The organism is Microbacterium sp. bgisy189, from assembly GCF_057707225.1.
The window spans coordinates 134,959-154,721 of record NZ_JBYIPT010000004.1 but is presented as its reverse complement, the minus strand read 5'-3'; the positions used below and the strand labels follow the sequence as shown (position 1 = coordinate 154,721).

15 protein-coding genes are annotated in these 19,763 nt (G+C 68.3%); 11 read left to right on the top strand and 4 right to left on the bottom strand.

Going from position 1 to position 19,763, the window contains the following annotated elements; genetic code table 11:
• Both AC3ENX_RS07750 and AC3ENX_RS07745 read left to right on the top strand, forming a co-directional pair.
• Positions 1-1,023: a sugar-transfer associated ATP-grasp domain-containing protein gene (locus tag AC3ENX_RS07750; protein WP_434811289.1), complete on the top strand. Its 1,023-nt coding sequence runs from the start codon at positions 1-3 to the stop codon at positions 1,021-1,023.
• A 35-nt stretch (positions 1,024-1,058) separates the two neighbouring features.
• Positions 1,059-2,072, top strand: coding sequence for a sugar-transfer associated ATP-grasp domain-containing protein (locus tag AC3ENX_RS07745; protein WP_434811288.1), 1,014 nt, complete (start codon positions 1,059-1,061; stop codon positions 2,070-2,072).
• Between the two features lie 70 nt (positions 2,073-2,142).
• Here the strand turns inward: AC3ENX_RS07745 and AC3ENX_RS07740 are convergent, their stop codons facing one another.
• The gene (locus tag AC3ENX_RS07740) at positions 2,143-2,364 is read right to left on the bottom strand and encodes a DUF7455 domain-containing protein (protein WP_434811287.1); all 222 of its coding nucleotides are present in this window, start codon (positions 2,362-2,364) and stop codon (positions 2,143-2,145) included.
• Positions 2,365-2,572: 208 nt separating this feature from the next.
• Here AC3ENX_RS07740 and AC3ENX_RS07735 point away from each other — a divergent pair, with 208 nt between their 5' ends.
• The gene (locus AC3ENX_RS07735; RefSeq protein ID WP_434811286.1) at positions 2,573-4,642 is read left to right on the top strand and encodes a DNA gyrase/topoisomerase IV subunit B; all 2,070 of its coding nucleotides are present in this window, start codon (positions 2,573-2,575) and stop codon (positions 4,640-4,642) included.
• A 6-nt stretch (positions 4,643-4,648) separates the two neighbouring features.
• Here AC3ENX_RS07735 and AC3ENX_RS07730 read toward each other — a convergent pair whose 3' ends face one another.
• A complete protein-coding gene (locus tag AC3ENX_RS07730) occupies positions 4,649-7,099 on the bottom strand; it encodes a DNA gyrase/topoisomerase IV subunit A (protein ID WP_434811285.1) in 2,451 nt (816 codons plus the stop codon).
• 83 nt (positions 7,100-7,182) lie between these two features.
• On the opposite strand from AC3ENX_RS07730, the gene AC3ENX_RS07725 reads away from it, so the two are divergent.
• Positions 7,183-8,322, top strand: coding sequence for an alkaline phosphatase family protein (locus AC3ENX_RS07725; protein WP_434811284.1), 1,140 nt, complete (start codon positions 7,183-7,185; stop codon positions 8,320-8,322).
• A 13-nt stretch (positions 8,323-8,335) separates the two neighbouring features.
• Here the strand turns inward: AC3ENX_RS07725 and sepH are convergent, their stop codons facing one another.
• On the bottom strand, positions 8,336-9,385 hold the full coding sequence (gene sepH / locus AC3ENX_RS07720) for a septation protein SepH (RefSeq protein ID WP_434811283.1): 1,050 nt from the start codon (positions 9,383-9,385) through the stop codon (positions 8,336-8,338).
• Positions 9,386-9,602: 217 nt separating this feature from the next.
• Here sepH and AC3ENX_RS07715 point away from each other — a divergent pair, with 217 nt between their 5' ends.
• Positions 9,603-9,896: a DUF4193 domain-containing protein gene (locus AC3ENX_RS07715; RefSeq protein WP_434811282.1), complete on the top strand. Its 294-nt coding sequence runs from the start codon at positions 9,603-9,605 to the stop codon at positions 9,894-9,896.
• A gap of 41 nt (positions 9,897-9,937) precedes the next feature.
• On the opposite strand, the gene AC3ENX_RS07710 is transcribed toward AC3ENX_RS07715, so the two are convergent.
• A complete protein-coding gene (locus AC3ENX_RS07710) occupies positions 9,938-10,405 on the bottom strand; it encodes a DUF3093 family protein (protein WP_434811281.1) in 468 nt (155 codons plus the stop codon).
• 12 nt (positions 10,406-10,417) lie between these two features.
• On the opposite strand from AC3ENX_RS07710, the gene dut reads away from it, so the two are divergent.
• The 6 genes from dut (at position 10,418) to pepN (ending at position 19,726) form a co-directional block, all read left to right on the top strand.
• Positions 10,418-10,867 (top strand): dUTP diphosphatase, encoded by a 450-nt coding sequence (gene dut, locus AC3ENX_RS07705; RefSeq protein ID WP_434811280.1) that lies wholly within the window; start codon positions 10,418-10,420, stop codon positions 10,865-10,867.
• Positions 10,864-11,442, top strand: a complete 579-nt coding sequence (locus tag AC3ENX_RS07700) for a DUF3710 domain-containing protein (protein ID WP_434811279.1) — start codon at positions 10,864-10,866, stop codon at positions 11,440-11,442. The genes dut and AC3ENX_RS07700 overlap by 4 nt, the downstream gene beginning before the upstream one ends.
• A complete protein-coding gene (locus tag AC3ENX_RS07695; protein ID WP_434811278.1) occupies positions 11,439-12,158 on the top strand; it encodes a DUF3159 domain-containing protein in 720 nt (239 codons plus the stop codon). The genes AC3ENX_RS07700 and AC3ENX_RS07695 overlap by 4 nt, the downstream gene beginning before the upstream one ends.
• A 151-nt stretch (positions 12,159-12,309) precedes the next feature.
• The gene (locus tag AC3ENX_RS07690) at positions 12,310-15,141 is read left to right on the top strand and encodes an aconitate hydratase (protein WP_434811277.1); all 2,832 of its coding nucleotides are present in this window, start codon (positions 12,310-12,312) and stop codon (positions 15,139-15,141) included.
• Between the two features lie 81 nt (positions 15,142-15,222).
• Complete coding sequence (dxs, locus tag AC3ENX_RS07685; protein ID WP_434811276.1) at positions 15,223-17,202, top strand: 1-deoxy-D-xylulose-5-phosphate synthase; 1,980 nt, start codon at positions 15,223-15,225, stop codon at positions 17,200-17,202.
• A gap of 22 nt (positions 17,203-17,224) precedes the next feature.
• On the top strand, positions 17,225-19,726 hold the full coding sequence (pepN, locus tag AC3ENX_RS07680) for an aminopeptidase N (protein WP_434811275.1): 2,502 nt from the start codon (positions 17,225-17,227) through the stop codon (positions 19,724-19,726).
• The last annotated feature ends 37 nt before the right edge of the window (positions 19,727-19,763 follow it).

The following is a 19,763-nucleotide window of genomic DNA, read 5'->3' as shown; positions in this document are numbered from 1 at the left end:
ATGGGCGCGATCAACCGCCTCTACCGGCGCGGCCGCTTCTTCGTGCGGCGCGTCGCGATGTTCGACCGCGAACGGGTCATGCAGTTCGCGCGGCAGTCGGCGAAGCTCTCCAAGGCACCCGTGTGGTGGGTCGCGCTCGACATGGCCTACTGCGCCGTGCGCTACGAGACGACCTTCGAGAACTATTCGGAGTGGGACTTCCGCATCCTCAAGCGCCGCGAGCGCAAGACCTACATGACCGACCCGAAGTCGTTCCACCTGTCCCGCCGACTCAACGACGACGCACAGCGGGGGATCTTCGACGACAAGCTGCAGTTCGCGGCGCGCTTCGGCGACGAACTCGGTCGCGAGTGGGTCGACGTGCGCGAGATCGACGATGCGCAGCTCGAGGCCTTCGTCCGTCGCCACGAGCGGGTGATCTCGAAGAACCCCGGCGGTGTCGGCGGCAACGGCATCACGATGCGCGACACCGCCCAGATCGACGACATCCCCGCACTGCGCGCAGAGCTGCTCGAGACGGGGCAGGTGCTCGTCGAAGAGGTGCTCGTGCAGCATCCCGAGATGGCGCGTCTGTACCCCGGCAGCGTCAACTCGCTGCGCATGGTCACCTACCGCGACCCCGACGACGAGGTGCACCTGCTCGCGGCCGTGCTCAAGGTCGGCAACGGCGGCGTCATCGACAACTTCTCCAACGGGGGCATGTACACGATGCTCGGCGAGGACGGTCGCGCCCTGCACGCCGCGAGCGATGAAGAGGGTCACCCGTTCGAGACGCATCCGATCACGGGTGTGGAGCTCACCGGCTTCCAGGTGCCGCTGTACGACGAGATCCTCGCGCTGGTCGACCGCCTGGCCCGCCGCGTGCCCGACCTGCCGTACATCGGTTGGGACATCGCGATCACCCCGGAACGACCGGTCGTGATCGAGGGCAACCACAACACCGGCGTGTTCCAGTCCAAGCCGTCCGTCTCCGGCATCCGCCGCGGGCTGCTGCCGCGCTACCGCGCCGCGATGCGCTTCTGACCTGCCGTCTCACCGACCACTGGGGGAACCACGCCATGGGCAAGGCCACCGTCCGACTCGGATACCTCTTCAACCGCGCCCGGAACATCCGGGTGGGCAACCTGTTCGAATTCGCCAAGCAGGTCAAGAAGGTCTCCAAGGCTCCGACACCGGTGATCATCGCCGACATGCTGTGGTGCTCCGTCAAGTACGACATGGGCTTCCGCGACTACGCCGTGTGGGACATCCGGCTGCTCAATGCGAAGGAGCGGGCGACCTGGATGACGCACCCCAAGTCATTCCGCATCACCCGCATGCACAACACCCCGGAGGGTCGCGCGAAGCTCGAGGACAAGCGCCGCTTCGCCCGCGAGTACGCCGACCTCCTCGGACGCGAGACCGTCGACCTGCGCGACGTCGACGACGCGGCGCTTGCGGCCTTCCTCGGCCGCCACCCGAAGGTGCTCGCCAAGCCCCTCGACGGCCACGGCGGGGGCGGCATCGCCCTGCACGAACTGTCGGGCGACGTGGATGCCGCGGCCTTCCGAGCCGAGGTGAACGCTGCCGGTCAGACGATCATCGACGAGTTCATCGTGCAGCACCCCGATATGGCCTCGCTGTACCCCGACAGCGTCAACACGGTGCGCATGATCACGTACCTGCGTCCCGACGGCGACGTGCGCCTGCTGGCCGCGGTGCTGCGGATCGGCAACGGTGACGTCATCGACAACTTCGCCTCGGGCGGCATGTTCACGATGCTCGACGAGGACGGCGTCGCGCTGTACCCGGGCGTCGACAAGAACAGCAACGTCTACCGTGAGCACCCGGTCACGGGAACGTCGATCGTCGGGTTCCAGGTGCCGCTGTACGACCAGGTGGTCGAGCTCACCGAGGCCCTCGCACGTCGCACACCCGAAGCGCCGTACGTCGGCTGGGACCTCGCGATCACGCCGAGCGGCCCGGTCGTCATCGAGGGCAACCACAACTCGAGCGTCTTCCAGCCCAAGCCTTCGGCATCGGGCGTGCGGACCGGCCTGCTGCCGGTCTACCAGGCCGCCGTCGGCTTCTGACCCGCCGCTCACCCACAACGACAGAAGCCCACACCGTCAGGTGCGGGCTTCTGGATGAAGCAGGGGAGCGTCAGTCGCGCTCGTCGAGACGTGCCGTCTCGTCGTGCCACGATGTGGCGATGGCGCGCAGCTTCTCTTCGTACTTGCGGCCGTGGTGGGCGCAGTACAGCAGTTCGCTGCCGCCGACCTCCGCGGCGATGTACGCCTGAGCACCGCAGGAGTCGCAGCGGTCGGTCGCGCTCAGGCGGTACTCGAGGACGGCTGCGGGCTCAGTGGTGGTCGTCATGCTCATGTCGGTGCCTCCTCGTTCGTCTGGTGCTCTGCCTCGTGCGGGTGCACGTCGGTCTATGGAATACAACCACGCCGATGTTCAGAGAATGCCCGGAGGCCGTCACATTTCGCTGTGCGCGTACGGCGTTTCGGCACTCGCGCAGTCCGCCTGCATCTCGGCTCGTGTGTCGCCGCCGCCGTGTCGCACCCCGCGGATACGCTTGAGGATTGTGACCGCCGAGTATTCCGCCCATCATCTCCAGGTGCTCGAGGGGCTCGAGGCCGTTCGCAAGCGCCCGGGCATGTACATCGGGTCCACCGACTCCCGCGGGCTCATGCACTGCCTGTGGGAGATCATCGACAACTCGGTCGACGAGGCCCTCGGCGGCCACGGCACCAAGATCGACATCGTGCTCCACGCCGACGGCAGTGTCGAGGTCCGCGACCGTGCTCGCGGCATCCCCGTCGATGTCGAACCGCGCACGGGCCTGACGGGCGTCGAGGTCGTCTTCACGAAGCTGCACGCCGGTGGCAAGTTCGGCGGGGGATCATATGCGGCATCCGGCGGATTGCACGGTGTCGGCGCGTCCGTCGTGAACGCACTCTCCGAACGACTCGACGTGCAGGTCGACCGCGGCGGCAAGACGTACGAGATGTCGTTCCACCGCGGCGAGCCGGGCACCTTCGCCGGTTCCACGCCCGACTCGCCGTTCACGCCGTTCGAGAAGTCCTCCGAACTGCGCGTGGTCGGCAAGGCCGCGCGAGGCGTGACCGGCACCCGCATCCGTTACTGGGCCGACCGTCAGATCTTCACGAAGGATGCCGAGTTCGGGCTCACCGAACTCGAGCAGCGCGCCCGACAGACCGCTTTCCTCGTCCCGGGACTCGAGATCGTCATCATCGACGAGCGCGGCGACGAGCCCACCTCGACCTCGTACAAGTACGACGGCGGCATTTCGGAGTTCGCCGACTTCCTCGCGCCCGACCCGGCCATCACCGACACCTGGCGCCTCACCGGCGCCGGTACCTTCACCGAGACCGTCCCGGTCCTGCAGGCCTCCGGCGCGATGGTGCCGACCGAGGTCGAACGGGAGTGCCACGTCGACGTCGCACTGCGCTGGGGCAACGGGTACGAGACGGTCACGCGATCGTTCGTGAACATCATCGCGACCCCGAAGGGCGGCACGCATCAAGCCGGCTTCGAACAGGGTCTCGTGAAGGTGCTGCGCGCGCAGATCGAAGCCAACGCGCGGCGGTTGAAGGTGGGCAAGGACAAGCCCGAGAAGGACGACATGCTCGCGGGGCTCACCGCGGTGCTCACCGTCCGGGTACCCGAACCGCAGTTCGAGGGTCAGACGAAAGAGGTGCTCGGCACCCCCGCCGTGCGCCAAATCGTCAACGCGGTCGTCACCAAGGAGCTCACCGCCCGCTTCGCCTCGACCAAGCGCGACGACAAGAACCAGACCGCGCTGCTGCTGGACAAGGTCGTCTCCGAGATGAAGGCGCGCATCTCAGCGCGTGCCCACAAAGAGACCCAGCGACGCAAGAACGCGCTGGAATCGTCTTCGCTGCCGGCCAAACTCGCCGACTGCCGCACGAACGACGTCGCCGACTCGGAGCTGTTCATCGTCGAGGGTGACTCGGCACTCGGTACCGCCAAGAACGCGCGCAACTCGGAGTATCAAGCGCTGCTGCCCATTCGCGGCAAGATCCTGAACGTGCAGAAGGCGTCGGTCTCCGACATGCTCTCCAACGCCGAGTGCGCCGCGATCATCCAGGTGATCGGCGCAGGCTCGGGCCGCTCGTTCGATCTCGAGGCCGCACGCTACGGAAAGATCATCCTGATGAGCGACGCCGATGTCGACGGCGCGCACATTCGCACGCTGCTCCTCACGCTGTTCTTCCGGTACATGCGCCCGTTGATCGAGGACGGTCGGGTGTACGCCGCGGTACCGCCGCTGCACCGCGTCGTCGTGGTCAACCCGGGCAGCAAGCCGAACGAGACGATCTACACCTACTCCGAGCAAGAGCTGCACACCCTGCTCGCGAAGCTCCGCAAATCGAACCGTCGCTGGCTGGAGCCGGTGCAGCGCTACAAGGGCCTCGGCGAAATGGACGCCGACCAGCTCGCGACGACCACGATGGAGCGCAACGGCCGGATGCTGCGCCGCGTGCGCGTGCAGGATGCCGAGATGGCGGCGAGCGTGTTCGAGCTGCTCATGGGCAGCGATGTCGCCCCCCGGCGCGATTTCATCGTCTCCTCGAGCGACCGGCTCGACCGCGAGGCGATCGACGCCTGACGACCGTCAGCTGATCGGGGATCCGACGGCGGCGATGACCGCATCCAGCGGTTGACCCGACGCGTCGCGCTTGGCGCCCGCAGCCGGCAACTGACGGACGGCACCATCGCTGCCGACGGCGCGCGGATCGGCGCCGACCCATGCGAGGCGCAGCGTGTCTTCGCCCTTCAAGAAGCGCTGCGCCCGCACGCCGCCGGTCGCGCGTCCCTTCGGCGGGAACTCTGCGAACGACGAGACCTTGCCGGAGCCTGCGTCGGCACCGGCGAGCGACTGCGTCGAACCCGCGATCGTGACGACGACCGTCTCATCACCGGCGACGACAGCCGTGAACGAGATCACCTGCTCACCCGGCGCCACGCGCATCCCCGCCATGCCGCCGGCCGCCCGCCCCTGCGGGCGGACCGCTGCTGCGTCGAAGCGCAGGAGCTGCGCGTCGGAGGTGACGAACACAAGCTCCGTGCCGTCTTGGGCAGGTGCTGCGCCGACGACGCGGTCGCCGGGTTTGAGCGAGATGATCTCGACGTCGGTCTTGCCGGGGGCCAGCTCACTGGCGGCGACGCGCTTGACCACGCCCTGGGCTGTCCCGATAGCGATCACCGGCGACTCGACGAGCGGAACGACAGCGACGACGCGCTCGGTGCCGGTGAGCGCGAGATACTGGTCCGCCTTGCTGCCGGCCGCGAGCTGCACCGAGTTGCCGGGCACCGACGGGAGGTCGACGGGGGAGAAGCGGACGAGGCGCCCAGCGCTGGTCACGGCGCCCAGGTCGGCGCGCGTCGTCGTGTCGACTGCGGAGCGGATCGCGTCGTGCTTCGCCCGACGTGCGGGCGGAACGATGCCACCGCCGAGGATGTCGTCGTTCAACTCCGCACGCACCATACGCCCGGTCGCCGAGAGGAACACGCGACAGGGCGCGTCGGCGATCTGCAAGTCGGCGGGCGCGGCGGTGCGGGCGCGGGCTGCGGGTGCGCCGCCGTTGAGCAGGAGCGTCCGGCGCGGCGTCCCGTACGCTTCGGCCGCGGCATCCAGTTCGCGAGCCACCTGCGACCTGAGCAGACTGTCGCTGCCGAGCAGTTCTTCGAGCTGAGCGATCTCGGCCTTGAGGTTGTCGCGTTCGGTCTCGAGCTCGATCCGCGAGAACCTGGTGAGGCGGCGAAGGCGCAGTTCGAGAATGTACTCGGACTGCGGCAGCGACAGGTCGAACACGTCGATCAGGCGCTGCCGGGCCTGCTCGGAGTCGTCGGACGAACGGATGACCTGGATGACCTCGTCGATGTCGAGGATCGCGATGAGCAGTCCCTCGACCAGGTGCAGTCGTTCCTGCCGACGGGCCAGGCGATAGCGGCTGCGACGGGTGACCACCTGGATGCGGTGGTCGAGGTAGACGCGCAGCAGCGCCTTCAGGCCCAGCGTCTGGGGCTGGCCGTCGACAAGCGCGACGTTGTTGATGCCGAAGCTGTCCTCGAGGGGCGTAAGACGGTACAGCTGCTCGAGCACCGCATTCGGGTCGAAGCCGGTCTTGATGCCGATCACCAGGCGCAGGCCGTTGTTGCGGTCGGTGAGGTCGGTCACATCGGCGATGCCGGTGAGCTTCTTGGCGCTGACGGCGTCTTTGAGCTTTTCGATGACCCGCTCGGGACCGACCATGTAGGGCAGTTCGGTGACGACGATGCCGGTGCGGCGCGGCCCGAGCGATTCGATCGACACCTTCGCGCGGGTGCGGAAGGTGCCGCGCCCCGCTGCGTACGCGTCCTTCACCCCGTCGAGCCCGACGATGACGCCGCCACCGGGAAGGTCGGGACCCGGCACGAACTCCATGAGCTCTTCGAGCGTGGCCTCGGGATGGTCGAGCAGGTGGATGGCCGCGGCGACGACCTCGATGAGGTTGTGCGGGGCCATGTTGGTCGCCATGCCGACAGCGATGCCGGTCGTGCCGTTGACGAGCAGATTGGGGAAGGCCGCGGCCAGCACTTCGGGCTGCTGGAACTGGCCGTCGTAGTTCGGGATGAAGTCGACGACGTCTTCGTCGAGGTTCTCGGTGAGCGCGAGGGCTGCCGGGGCGAGGCGGGCCTCGGTGTAGCGGGCGGCAGCGGGGCCGTCGTCGAGCGACCCGAAGTTGCCGTGCCCGTCGACGAGCGGCACGCGCAATGCGAAATCCTGAGCGAGGCGGACGAGCGCATCGTAGATGGCGGAGTCACCGTGCGGGTGGAGCTTTCCCATGACCTCGCCGACGACACGCGCACTCTTGACGTGACCACGGTCGGGGCGCAGCCCCATGTCGGCCATCTGGTACAGGATGCGGCGTTGTACCGGCTTGAGCCCGTCGCGCGCGTCGGGAAGTGCCCGCGAGTAGATGACGGAGTACGCGTACTCGAGAAAGGAGCCCTGCATCTCCGTCGAAAGGTCGACGTCCTCGATGCGTTCGTTGTCAGTCGGTTCGGTGCGCGAAGCTGCCATGGAACTGCAGGGTCCTCCGGTGACGGGCGGTGTCGAAGATCGGGTACCTGGGGCTGCACCGGCCGTGTGCGAGACTTGCCCCGATGCCTCTCAGCCTACCCGCGGACCCACCGACGGCCCGGAGCCTCACCGGTGTCGTGCCCGACATGTTGGCCGCCCTCTCGGGGCGATCACCGTCGCTGAAGCCCGCGCGTTCGGCGGTACTGATGGTGGTCGACGGGCTCGGCCGGCTCAACCTGTCGGCCCGCGCCGGGCACGCCCGATTCCTCTCCGGCCGCATGACGAAGAAGGACCACGCTCGCACGGTGTTCCCGTCAACGACGGCGACCGCCTTGACGAGCCTGCTCACCGGCACGGATGCGGGTGAGCACGGCATCGTCGGGTACCGAGTGCGCATCCCCGGCACCCACGACGCGCCCAACCAGCTGAAGGGCTGGGAGACGCATGGGCTCGACCCGCTCACGTGGCAACGCGCACTGCCGCTGCTCGAGCGTGAGGCCCTCGATGGGCGCCCCGTCTTCGTCGTCTCCCGGCCCGGCTATGCCGGTACCGGCTTCACGAGGGCGATCCAGCGGGGCGCGCAGTTCGTGGGAGCCGATTCACTCGATGACCGCGTCGAGACGGCGGCAGCGCTGACCGGCAGCCACGACAACGCCCTCGTCTACCTCTACACGCCTGAACTCGATGCGACGGGCCACGCGCACGGCTGGGAGAGCGACGCGTGGAGCGACCGCCTCGAAGCCGTGGATGCCGCCGCCCGAAGGCTCGAACAGCTCATGCCCGCCGACGTCGGGGCGCTCCTGACCGCCGATCACGGCATGGTCGACGTTCCCCGCCACCGCCAGGTGCTGCTGGGCGAGGGCGACGCGCTTGTCGAGGACGTCGAGATCGTCGCCGGCGAGCCTCGCATGCTGCACCTGTACACGGCCGCAGACGCATCCGGTGCGGTGCGCGACCGCTGGGAGCGCGCAGAAGGACAGCGGTCCTGGGTCCTGACGCGCGGGGAGGCGATCGAAGCCGGGCTGTTCGGGACGTCGGTCGCACCCGAGGTGGCCGAGCGCATCGGTGATGTTCTGGTGGCCGCGCGTGCGGGCATCGCCTACTACGACGACCGGGAAGCCGACAAGAAGGCGCAGAACATGGTCGGACAGCACGGGTCGCTGACCGACCAGGAACGCCTGGTGCCGCTCATCCGACTGGGAGCGTTCGCGCCCGAGGCGTGACGGTTCGCGCCGGTCAGCCGTCTTCGGTGCGGGCGCCGAACACGATCTCGTCCCACGAGGGCATCGACGTGCGGCCCTTACGACGGTTGCCGTCAGCAGCCGCGGTGTCGTCCTCGTCGACCGTTTCGGTCGCCGCCGGCTGCGCAGCGGACGTGTCGTCGTAGCCGGGCTCGAGCGCGTCGAAGAGCGCGACCGGAGCCTGCCCACGGGGCGCCTGCTCGCGCGGCGGCGCGGGCTGCTCGTCACCGGGCATCGGCTCGCGCTGACCGCGACGACGACGCAGCGCCTCGAGCAGATCCGCGGTCTCGGCGCTGGTGACGACCTGATCGGGGGCGCGCTTGATCGCCGCCTCCTGCGCCGCGGAGCCATCCTTGGTCACCTCGGCGTCAGCCTCGGGCGCGGGGTCGGGCAGGCGGCGCGGACCGAACGCGGCGCTGTCGAACCGAGAGTCGTCCTTGACCGGTGTCGCATGGTCGAGAGCGCGCAGTCGGGGGATGAGTCCTTCGGGCAGCGAGCCCTGTCGCGAGAGCTGCACGGCGTCGGCGTTCTGCGGCGAGAGGCTCGACCGGCGAGGGTCGAAGCTCCATCGAGCGTCGTGGTCGACCTCGGCAGCGGTGAACTCGAGCTTGACGATCCAGCCCGATTCCTCGCGCCAACTCGACCAACGCTCGCCCGAAGCGCCGGCCTCGGCCAGCTTGCCTCGCACGGCGGTGCCGAACGTCGGCTGGGCGTCGGGGTCGAGTTCGCCGCCCATGAGCACCGGCACCGACAGTGCCTGGGTCACGATGTGCTCACGCTCGGCGAGGACGGGTCCCTCGTAGCGGGCCACGTCGTCGACGCGCACGCCGAGCAGTTCGGCAACCTCTTCCGCAGTGAGACCGCTGCGGATGTGGGCCTGGATCTCGCGCGGGCTCGGGCGCACGGCCTTGGGTTCAGCGACGCGCTCCAAGCGGCGCAGCTGCGAACGCAACGACTCGTCGACGGGCAACGCGAATCGGTCGCCCTCTTCGGTGGCGAGCACCAGGACGCCCTCTTCGGTGCCGATGACTTTGAGCTGCTCCATGCGAGAGTCCTCCAGATCCAGCGGGTGCGTTCATGCTGTCACAGGGCGAACGCAGAGCCGGGAATATCGTGGGCGCGCCGCGAGTTCGATGCGATGACGGCGCGCACACCGCCTTCCGGCGGGACGCCATTTGCGAAATGCACCGGCGTCGTGCAAACTATCGCCGCCCGTTCGGGCCGGCAACCGCCACACAACTGGGAAGAAGAGACGTTCGAGCATGGCCACCGATTACGACGCCCCGCGCAAGACCGAAGACGACAGTGAGTCGATCGAGGCCCTCAAGGAGCGCGTTCCGGACACGCGCTCCGGCGCGGTCGACGTCGAAGATGCCGACAACCCCTCGGGCTTCGAACTGCCCGGCGCAGACCTGTCCGACATGGATCTCGATGTCGTCGTGCTGCCCGCACAGGACGACGAGTTCACGTGCGTCGAGTGCTTCCTGGTGAAGCACCGCACGCAGATCGATCACGAGACATCGATCGGCGCGATCTGCACCGAGTGCGCCGCCTGACCGCGAACCACTGACCCGCCCGCGCGTCTGCGCGGGCGTTGTCATGCATGCGCGCGTTCCAGCACCGCCGCGATCCGCTCCGGCGTGCGCGACGAGAAGGCCCACGCGGTGTGCGGGTCGTCGACGTCGGTGAGCGAGACCACGACCACTCCGTCGACGCCTCCGCGAAACCGGTGCCACCACGTGCGCTGCAGCCCCGGGCCACGGACCTGCCGAGCGTCGTCGCCGGTGAACGTCTCAACGGCGCCGAGGTGCTCGTGCGCGATGTGTGCGCGCCCGACGCGGAGCTCGTGGTCGTCGATGCGGATGACGGGGGAGACCCCGATGAGCGTGGTCAGCAACGCGGCGCCGACCGCGAGCCCGACGATCAGCGCGAGCGTGCCATCGACCGGCACGAACACCAGGGCCGCCATCGGTGCGGCCACCGCGGCGCTGACGAGGATCCACAGTGACGGCGTCAGCCGTTCGCGGTATCGGAGCTGGTTCGTGTCGGCGGAAGTGATGTGCATTACCCTCGTGGAGTGACCGAATCGGTGGACATTCCCATTATCGCGCCCCAGGTCCCCGTCTACGCCCACCCGGGCGACGCGGGTGCCGACCTGGTCTCGACCGAGACGGTCGTCCTCGACCCCGGGCAGCGGGCACTCGTCGGCACGGGTGTGCGCATCGCGCTGCCCGACGGCTATGTGGCGTTCGTCGTGCCGCGCAGCGGTCTGGCAGCGAAGCACGGCATCACGATCGTCAACTCGCCCGGCACCGTCGATGCGGGCTACCGCGGCGAGATCAAGGTGTCCCTCCTCAACACCGACACCACGGAGACCTATCGTGTCGAACCCGGGGACCGCATCGCGCAGCTGATCGTCATGCCCGTCCCCAAGGTCACCTTCATCCCCGTCGAGACCCTGCCCGAGAGCCACCGCGGCGAGGGTGGCTTCGGGTCGACCGGCTATCAGACAGGAGCCTCCGCATGAGCGACGCCCTCGACAAGACCGCTCCCGCCGATCGATCCGCGTCCGGGCCGTTCGACGAATCCGAAGCGAACCCGGTTCGCCCGTACATCGACCTGGGTGGGATCAAGATCCTGCCGCGCGAGGGGCTCAACCTGCGCCTCGAGGTCGAGGAGCAGTCCAAGCGCATCGTCGCGGTCGGCCTCGACTACGCCGGCTCGACGCTGCAGGTGCAACCGTTCGCGGCGCCTCGATCGACCGGGCTGTGGGAGGAGACGCGTGAGCAGATCCGTCAGCAGATCCGATCGCAGGGCGGCCGCGTCGAAGAGCGCGAAGGACCGCTCGGTCCCGAACTGCTCGCCGAGGTGCCTGTCGTGGCAGGCGACAGCCAGACCAAGCGGCTCGCACGCTTCATCGGCGTCGACGGACCCCGCTGGTTCCTGCGCGGGGTGATCGGCGGCGCGGCGACGGCCGACATCGAAGCGGCCGCCCAGGTCGAGGACCTGTTCCGCTCGATCGTCGTCGTGCGCGGCGGCACGCCCATGCCCCCTCGGGACCTCATCCCGCTGAAGATGCCGGCATCCCCGGGCAGCGCGTGAGCACGCCCGAATCCGAGGACGACCGTGCCCGCGATGAGCCCAGCGCGTCAGAACTGATCGGCCAGGCCCTCGGCGGCGCCGCCCGGCGAGCGGGGATCGACCCGGTGGAGCAGTCCACGACCGGACACGTCGTCTGGGCCGCGATGGGTGGCTGGCGCGGCGTGCTGGAGTCGGTCCTGCCGGGTCTCGCGTTCGTCCTGCTCTACACCTTCACCCAGCACCTGCCGCTCTCGCTCGGCGTCTCCGTCGGATTGGCGGCGATCTTCACGATCGTCAGACTCGTGCAGCGATCCACGCTCAGCGCCGCCCTCGGTGGGCTCATCGCGACCGGTGCGGCCGCGGCCCTCGCACTGTGGACCGGGCGCGGCGAAGACAACTTCGTCCCGGGGCTGATCACCAACGCGGTGTACGGCACGGCGTTCCTGATCTCGGCGGTCATCGGCTGGTCGATCATCGGTCTGGCGGTCGGCTTCCTCATGAACGACGGTGTCGCGTGGCGCTCCGACCGCCGCAAGAAGCGTGTCTTCTTCTGGCTCGCGATCGCGTGGGCGGCGCTGTTCTTCGCGCGCCTCGCGGTGCAGCTGCCGTTCTACTTCGCCGGTGATGTGACCACGCTCGGCACGCTGAAACTGGTGATGGGGCTGCCGCTGTTCGCACCCCTCGTGGCCGTGACATGGCTCGCTGCGCGATCGGTCTACTCACGCGCCGACGCGTGATAGATTTATCTCGATATCAAGATACTTTTCCCGTTGTTCGCGGTTAGGCAGACCTCACTAGCCTGACGCGCTGGGTGCGGGGATGATAGGAGCGGCAGGGCTTCCGACGCACGCGTCGCTGAACCTGCATCGCCGACGAAGGAGAGCATTCGTGTCCACAGTTGACAGCTTCGGTGCCAAGAGCACCCTCACAGTCGGTGGCACCGACTACGAGATCTTCCGCATCGACACCGTCGCCGGGTACGAGAAGCTCCCCTTCAGCCTGAAGGTGCTGCTCGAGAACCTGCTGCGCACGGAGGACGGCGCGAACGTCACGAAGGCGCAGATCGAGGCGCTCGGGGCCTGGAACCCGGATGCCGAGCCCAACACCGAGATCCAGTTCACGCCTGCACGCGTCGTGATGCAGGACTTCACCGGCGTCCCGTGCATCGTCGACCTCGCGACCATGCGCGAGGCGGTCACCGCACTCGGCGGCGACCCGAACAAGATCAACCCGCTCTCGCCGGCCGAGATGGTCATCGACCACTCGGTCATCGCCGACCTCTTCGGCACCGAGAACGCCCTCGAGCGCAACGTCGAGATCGAGTACGAGCGCAACGGCGAGCGGTACCAGTTCCTTCGCTGGGGTCAGACCGCCTTCGACGACTTCAAGGTCGTCCCGCCGGGCACCGGCATCGTCCACCAGGTCAACATCGAGCACCTCGCGAAGGTCATCTACGACCGGACCGGTCGCGACGGCGTCCTGCGCGCCTACCCCGACACCTGCGTCGGCACCGACTCGCACACCACGATGGTCAACGGCCTCGGCGTGCTCGGCTGGGGCGTCGGCGGCATCGAGGCCGAGGCTGCGATGCTCGGCCAGCCCGTGTCGATGCTCATCCCGCGCGTCGTCGGCTTCAAGCTCACCGGCGAGATCCCGGCGGGCGTGACCGCGACCGACGTCGTCCTCACGATCACCGACATGCTGCGCAAGCACGGCGTCGTCGGCAAGTTCGTCGAGTTCTACGGTGCGGGTGTCGCATCGGTTCCACTCGCGAACCGCGCCACGATCGGCAACATGAGCCCCGAGTTCGGATCGACGGCCGCCATGTTCCCGATCGACGATGTCACCCTCGACTACCTGCGCCTGACCGGTCGCGACGAGCAGACCGTCGCCCTCGTCGAGGCCTATGCGAAGCAGCAGTCGCTGTGGCACGACGCCGACAACGAGCCGGGCTTCAGCGAGTACATGGAACTCGACCTGAGCACCGTCGTCCCCTCGATCGCCGGGCCCAAGCGTCCGCAGGACCGCATCCTGCTGTCCGAGGCGAAGTCGCAGTTCAACGTCGACCTCACCAACTACGCCGACGAGGACCACGACCTGGTCGACCTGACCGTCGCCGAGTCGTTCCCGGCATCCGACCCGCCCGGGTTCACGCCCGAGGACGAGCACAGCCACCACGAGCACCACCACCACTCGCACGCACCGACGTCGGTCTCAAAGCCGACCGCCGTCAAGACCTCTGCGGGTGACGCGTTCACGCTCGACCACGGCGCCGTCGCGCTCGCGGCGATCACGTCCTGCACCAACACGTCGAACCCCTCCGTCATGCTCGCCGCGGGCCTGCTCGCGAAGAAGGCCGTCGAGAAGGGCCTCAAGCAGAAGCCGTGGGTGAAGACCACGCTCGGCCCGGGCTCGAAGGTCGTCACGGACTACTACGAGAAGTCCGGTCTCGACAAGGCGCTCGAGGGCCTCGGCTTCTACACGGTCGGCTACGGCTGCACGATCTGCATCGGCAACTCGGGCCCCCTCATCGAGGAGGTCTCGGCGGCCATCAACGAGAACGACCTCGCCGTCACGGCCGTCCTCTCGGGTAACCGCAACTTCGAGGGCCGCATCAGCCCCGACGTCAAGATGAACTACCTCGCTTCGCCGCCCCTCGTGGTCGCGTACGCGCTCGCGGGATCGATGAACTTCGACTTCGAGACCGACCCGCTCGGCAAGGACCAGAGCGGCAACGACGTGTTCCTCAAGGACATCTGGCCCTCGCCGGAGGAGGTCCAGGAGGTCATCGACTCCTCGATCTCGCGCGAGCAGTTCATCAAGCAGTACGCGACCGTGTTCGACGGCGACGAGCGCTGGACGAGTCTGCCGACGCCGACCGGCCCCGTCTTCGAGTGGGATGCCGATTCGACGTACGTCCGCAAGGCCCCGTACTTCGACGGCATGTCGATGGATCTGACCCCGGTGACCGACATCTCGGGCGCGCGGGTCATGGCGACCCTGGGGGACTCGGTCACGACCGACCACATTTCCCCGGCCGGCAACATCAAGGCGGGCACCCCCGCGGCGCAGTACCTCACCGACCACGGCGTCGCGCAGAAGGACTTCAACTCCTACGGCTCGCGCCGCGGCAACCACGAGGTCATGATCCGCGGCACGTTCGCGAACATCCGTCTGAAGAACGAACTCGTCTCCGCCGTCAACGACGGCCAGATCGTGGAGGGCGGGTTCACCCGTGACTTCACCCAGCCCGGCGGCCCGCAGTCGTACATCTACGACGCGTGCGAGAACTATGCCGCGCAGGGCACGCCGCTCGTCGTCTTCGGCGGCAAGGAGTACGGCTCCGGCTCGTCGCGCGACTGGGCGGCGAAGGGCACGTCGCTGCTCGGCGTCAAGGCGGTCATCACGGAGAGCTTCGAGCGAATCCACCGCTCGAACCTCATCGGCATGGGCGTCGTCCCGCTGCAGTTCCCCGACGGGGAGAGCTGGAAGTCGCTGGGTCTGGACGGCACCGAGTCCGTCTCGATCACGGGGCTCGAGCAGCTCAACGAGGGCGTCACTCCCAAGACCGTGACCGTCACCGCCGAGCCGACCGAGTTCTCGCCCGAGGGCAAGCAGACCATCACCTTCGAGGCGAAGGTCCGCATCGACACCCCCGGTGAAGCCGACTACTACCGCAACGGCGGCATCCTGCAGTACGTGCTGCGCTCGCTCGTCTGAGCATCTGCCGAAGAGCCCTGGATCGTCGCCGATCCGGGGCTCTTCGCATGCGAACGCATGGTCGACGCGTAGACTCGCAGGATGAGTCTCCTCGCGTCGATCAAGGGCCCCCGCGACCTCGATGCGCTCTCCCGAGACCAACTGCGCGAACTCGCCCAGGAGGTACGGGACTTCCTCGTCGAGAACGTCTCCCGCACCGGCGGGCACCTCGGCCCCAACCTCGGTGTCGTGGAGTTGACGCTCGCGATCCACCGGGTCTTCGACTCGCCGGGCGACCCGATCGTGTTCGACACCGGCCATCAGTCGTACGTGCACAAGCTGCTCACGGGGCGCCAGGATTTCAGCGGCCTCCGGGCCCGCGGCGGGCTCGCTGGCTATCCGCAGCGCGCTGAGAGCGAGCACGACGTCGTCGAGTCGTCGCACGCGTCGAGTTCACTGAGCTGGGCGGACGGCATCTCGCGCGCACTCACCCGCACCGGTCGCACCGACCGGCACGTGGTCGCGGTCGTGGGCGACGGCTCACTCACCGGCGGCATGACGTGGGAGGCGCTCAACAACATCTCCGACGACAACGATCGCAATCTCGTGATCGTCGTCAACGACAACGGCCGGTCGTACGCACCGACGATCGGCGGCATGGCGCGCTACCTCAACCGCGTGCGCACGACCGAGGGGTACGAGAGTCTGCGCCGCGGTTCCGCGTCGCTGTTCCGTCGGCTGGGCCCCGCCGGGCGCGCGATCTACCGCGGTGTGCGCGGCGGCACCCACGGATTCCTGTCTCGATTCACGAACAACGAGGCGCTGTACTCGAATCTCGACATCAAGTACCTCGGCCCGATCGACGGACACGACCTCGATGCCCTCGAAGAGACCCTGCGATTGGCGAAGTCGCACCGGGCGCCGGTCATCGTGCACGTCATCACCGAGAAGGGACGTGGTTATGAGCCCGCCCGCAACGATGAGGCCGACCAGTTCCACGCCGTCGGCAAGATCGATCCGACGACCGGAGAGCCGCTCGGCTCGTCCGACGCACAGGCGTGGACAGACGTGTTCGCCGACGCGCTCGTCGAGGCCGGGGAGCAGCGCGACGACGTCATCGCGATGACAGCGGCGATGCTGCGCCCGACCGGCCTGCAGCCGTTCGCACAGCGCTTCCCCGACCGTGTCTACGACGTGGGCATCGCCGAACAGCACGCCGTCACCTCGGCGGCGGGACTCGCGTTCGGCGGGTTGCACCCTGTCGTGGCGATCTATGCGACGTTCATGAACCGCGCGTTCGACCAGGTGATCATGGACGTCGCTCTCCACCGCGCGGGCGTCACCTTCGTGCTCGACCGCGCCGGCGTCACAGGACCCGACGGGCCCAGCCACCACGGCATCTGGGATCTTGCGATGCTGCAGTTGGTGCCCGGCATCCGCATCGCCGTTCCGCGCGACGCCGAGCGGCTGCGGGAGGAGTTCGCGGAGGCAGTGGCCGTCGAGGACGCGCCGACCGTAGTGCGATTCCCCAAGGGCACCGTGAGCCCGGACCTGCCCGCGGTGGAGCGGCTCGACGACGGTGTCGACGTGCTCGTGCGCAGCGACAGTCAGGACGTGCTGCTGATCGGCATCGGCCCGATGGCACACATCGCCGTCGACGTGGCGGCGCGGCTCAGCGCGCAGGGGATCGGTGCGACCGTCGTCGATCCGCGATGGGTGGTTCCCGTCCCGGATTCGATCGTCGAACTCGCCCGTGCCCACCGACTCGTGATCACGATCGAAGACGGCATCCGTGTCGGAGGGATCGGCACGCGCGTGCGCCAGGTGCTGCGCGAGGCGGGTGTCGACACTGCCGTCGATGAGCTCGGTCTGCCGGACGCGTTCATCGATCACGCGTCCCGCGAGCAGATCCTCGAAGACGCCGGGATCACCCCGTCGAAGATCGCGCAGGACGTCGTCGCCCAGGTGCTCGGCACGCGCATCCCGGTGGCCCGCCCGTCTGCCGATACGGGTGCGATCTGGATGCCGGGGCCCGCCGCTGCGCAGCACGACGCGGCCGATTCGAACGAAGCCCGTTCCTGATCCTGCGTGACAGCATGGAGGGATGAGCACCGCCAATCTCCACCGCGACGAGACGGCCGACCGCGCCGCCTCGATCAGCGTGCACACCGTGTCAGTCGACCTCGATCTGCGAGGCGCGCGAGACCTCGGTGACGAGACCTTCGCGACGGCATCGACGTTCGTCTTCGACGCCGATGGCGCGACGGCGACGTGGATCGACTTCATCGGCACGTCGGTGGATGAAGTTGTGGTCAACGGGGCGGCGCAGGAGGTCGACTGGGACGGTGCGCGCGTGCGGGTGTCGTCGCTTCAGTCGCGCAACACAGTGACCGTGCGCGGGCGCGGCCGCTTCAGCCGATCGGGCGAGGGATTGCACCGTTTCGTCGATCCCGTCGACGACGCGGTGTACCTGTACACGCAGTACGAACCGGCGGACTGCCGCCGTGTCTACCCCTGCTTCGAGCAGCCGGATCTGAAGGCGCGATGGTCGTTCCAGGTGAGCGCGCCGACCGACTGGACGGTGCTGTCCAACGGCGCCGAGACAAGCAGAGAGCCGGTGAAAGGGGGAGTGCGCATCGACTTCGCCGAGACGCTGCCGCTGTCGAGCTACATCACCGCCGTCGCCGCGGGGCCGTACCACCGGGTCGACGGCGTGTGGCGCAGCGGGGAGCAGCAGGTCGCGCTCGGCGTGCTGTGTCGGGCGTCGCTGGTCGAGCACCTCGACGCGGACGAGATCCTCGACGTCACCCGACGGGGCCTGGACTTCTTCTCGGAGGCGTTCGACTACGCCTACCCGTGGGGCAAGTACGACCAGATCTTCGTGCCGGAGTACAACCTGGGCGCGATGGAGAACCCTGGGCTCGTGACCTTCACGGAGGCGTACGTCTTCCGCGGTGCGTCCACAAGGGCACAGCACGAGGGCAGGGCGAACACGATCCTGCACGAGATGGCGCACATGTGGTTCGGCGACCTCGCGACGATGCGATGGTGGGACGACCTGTGGCTCAAGGAGTCGTTCGCGGACTTCATGGGTGCCCACGCGAATGTCGCGACCGGGGCGCACGAGGACGCCTGGGTGTCGTTCGCGAGCCGCCGCAAGGGGTGGGCGTATGAGCAGGATCAACTGCCCACGACCCACCCGATCGTCGCGGACATCACCGATCTGGAGGCCGCGAAACTCAATTTCGACGGCATCACCTACGCCAAGGGTGCCTCGGTGCTCAAACAGCTCGTCGCGTTCGTGGGGGAGGATGCCTTCTTCCGCGGCGCGCAACGCTATTTCGCCGCGCACGCGTTCGGCAACACGACCCTCACCGATCTTCTCGACGCACTCGAACGTGCCTCTGGGCGCGATCTCCGCGCGTGGAGCGACGCGTGGTTGCAGACGACCGGCATGTCGGAGATCTCCGTCGACCGTGACGACGACATGTTGCACGTCGTGCAGACTGATCCGCGCCCGCACCGCCTCACGGTGGGGCTTTACGGGTTGGAAGGCGATCGTCTGGTCAGGCGCGGCGGGGTCGACGCCGACATCGTCGGCGCGCGCACGCGCCTCTCGGCGCCCGTGCTGCCCGATGCGGACCTGATCCTGCCGAACGACGATGACCGTACCTATGCGAAGGTGCGGCTCGACGAACGGTCGACGGATGCCGTCGCCGCTGGTCTCTCGAGCATCGACGATGCGCTCGCCCGTGCTGTCGTGTGGGCGGCGCTGTGGAATGCGACCCGCGACGGCGACCTGCCCGTTCGTCGCTATCTCGACATCGTGGCGCGCCACGCGCCGGCAGAGGCGAACTCCGCGCTGCTGGCTGACGCGATTTCGCACGCGAGCGCCGCGATCGCGCGCTATGCGAGCGAGAGCGATCGTGCAGGACTGCGACGCAGCTGGCTGGCGGCCGTGTGGGATGCGCTCTGGACGGCGCAGCCCGGAAGCGACGCGCAGCTCGCGTGGGCGCGAGCGCTCGGGGTCGCCGCAGCTGTCGCCGACGAGAATGCGCCGGAGATCTCAGCGATGCTCGCCGGCGAGGCGCAGGTACCCGACGGACTGGTCCTCGACGCCGAGTTGCGCTGGGGGTGGCTGTTCGCGCTTGCGGCAACCGGGCACGCGGATGCAGCACGGGCTGACGCGGAGCTCGCGTCGGATCCGACGGCGAAGGGTCGAACGATGCACCGCGCCGTCCTCGCCGCCCGCCCCGATTCGGACGTGCGAGCTGCCGCATGGACGGCTGCGTGGACGGACGAGTCCCTCAGCAACGACCATCTGGATGCGACGATCTCCGGCATCCGCGCCGGGGCCAGGCGGGATCTGATCGCCGCGTTCGATGCCGACTACTTCGGGCGGATTCGGGACGTGTGGTCACACCGCAGCATCGAGATCGCACGGCGGCTGGTGCGGGGGCTGTTTCCGAGCGCCGAGTCGCTCGATGCCGCGGACGGGTGGCTGGCGGCGAACACGGACGCACCAGGTGCCCTCCGACGGATCGTCATCGAGCAGCGCGACGGGCTGGCCCGCGACCTGCGGGTGCGGGCCGCTCAGCCGGACTGATCGACCGCGAGCGCGACTTCGGCGTCGGCGGCGAGAG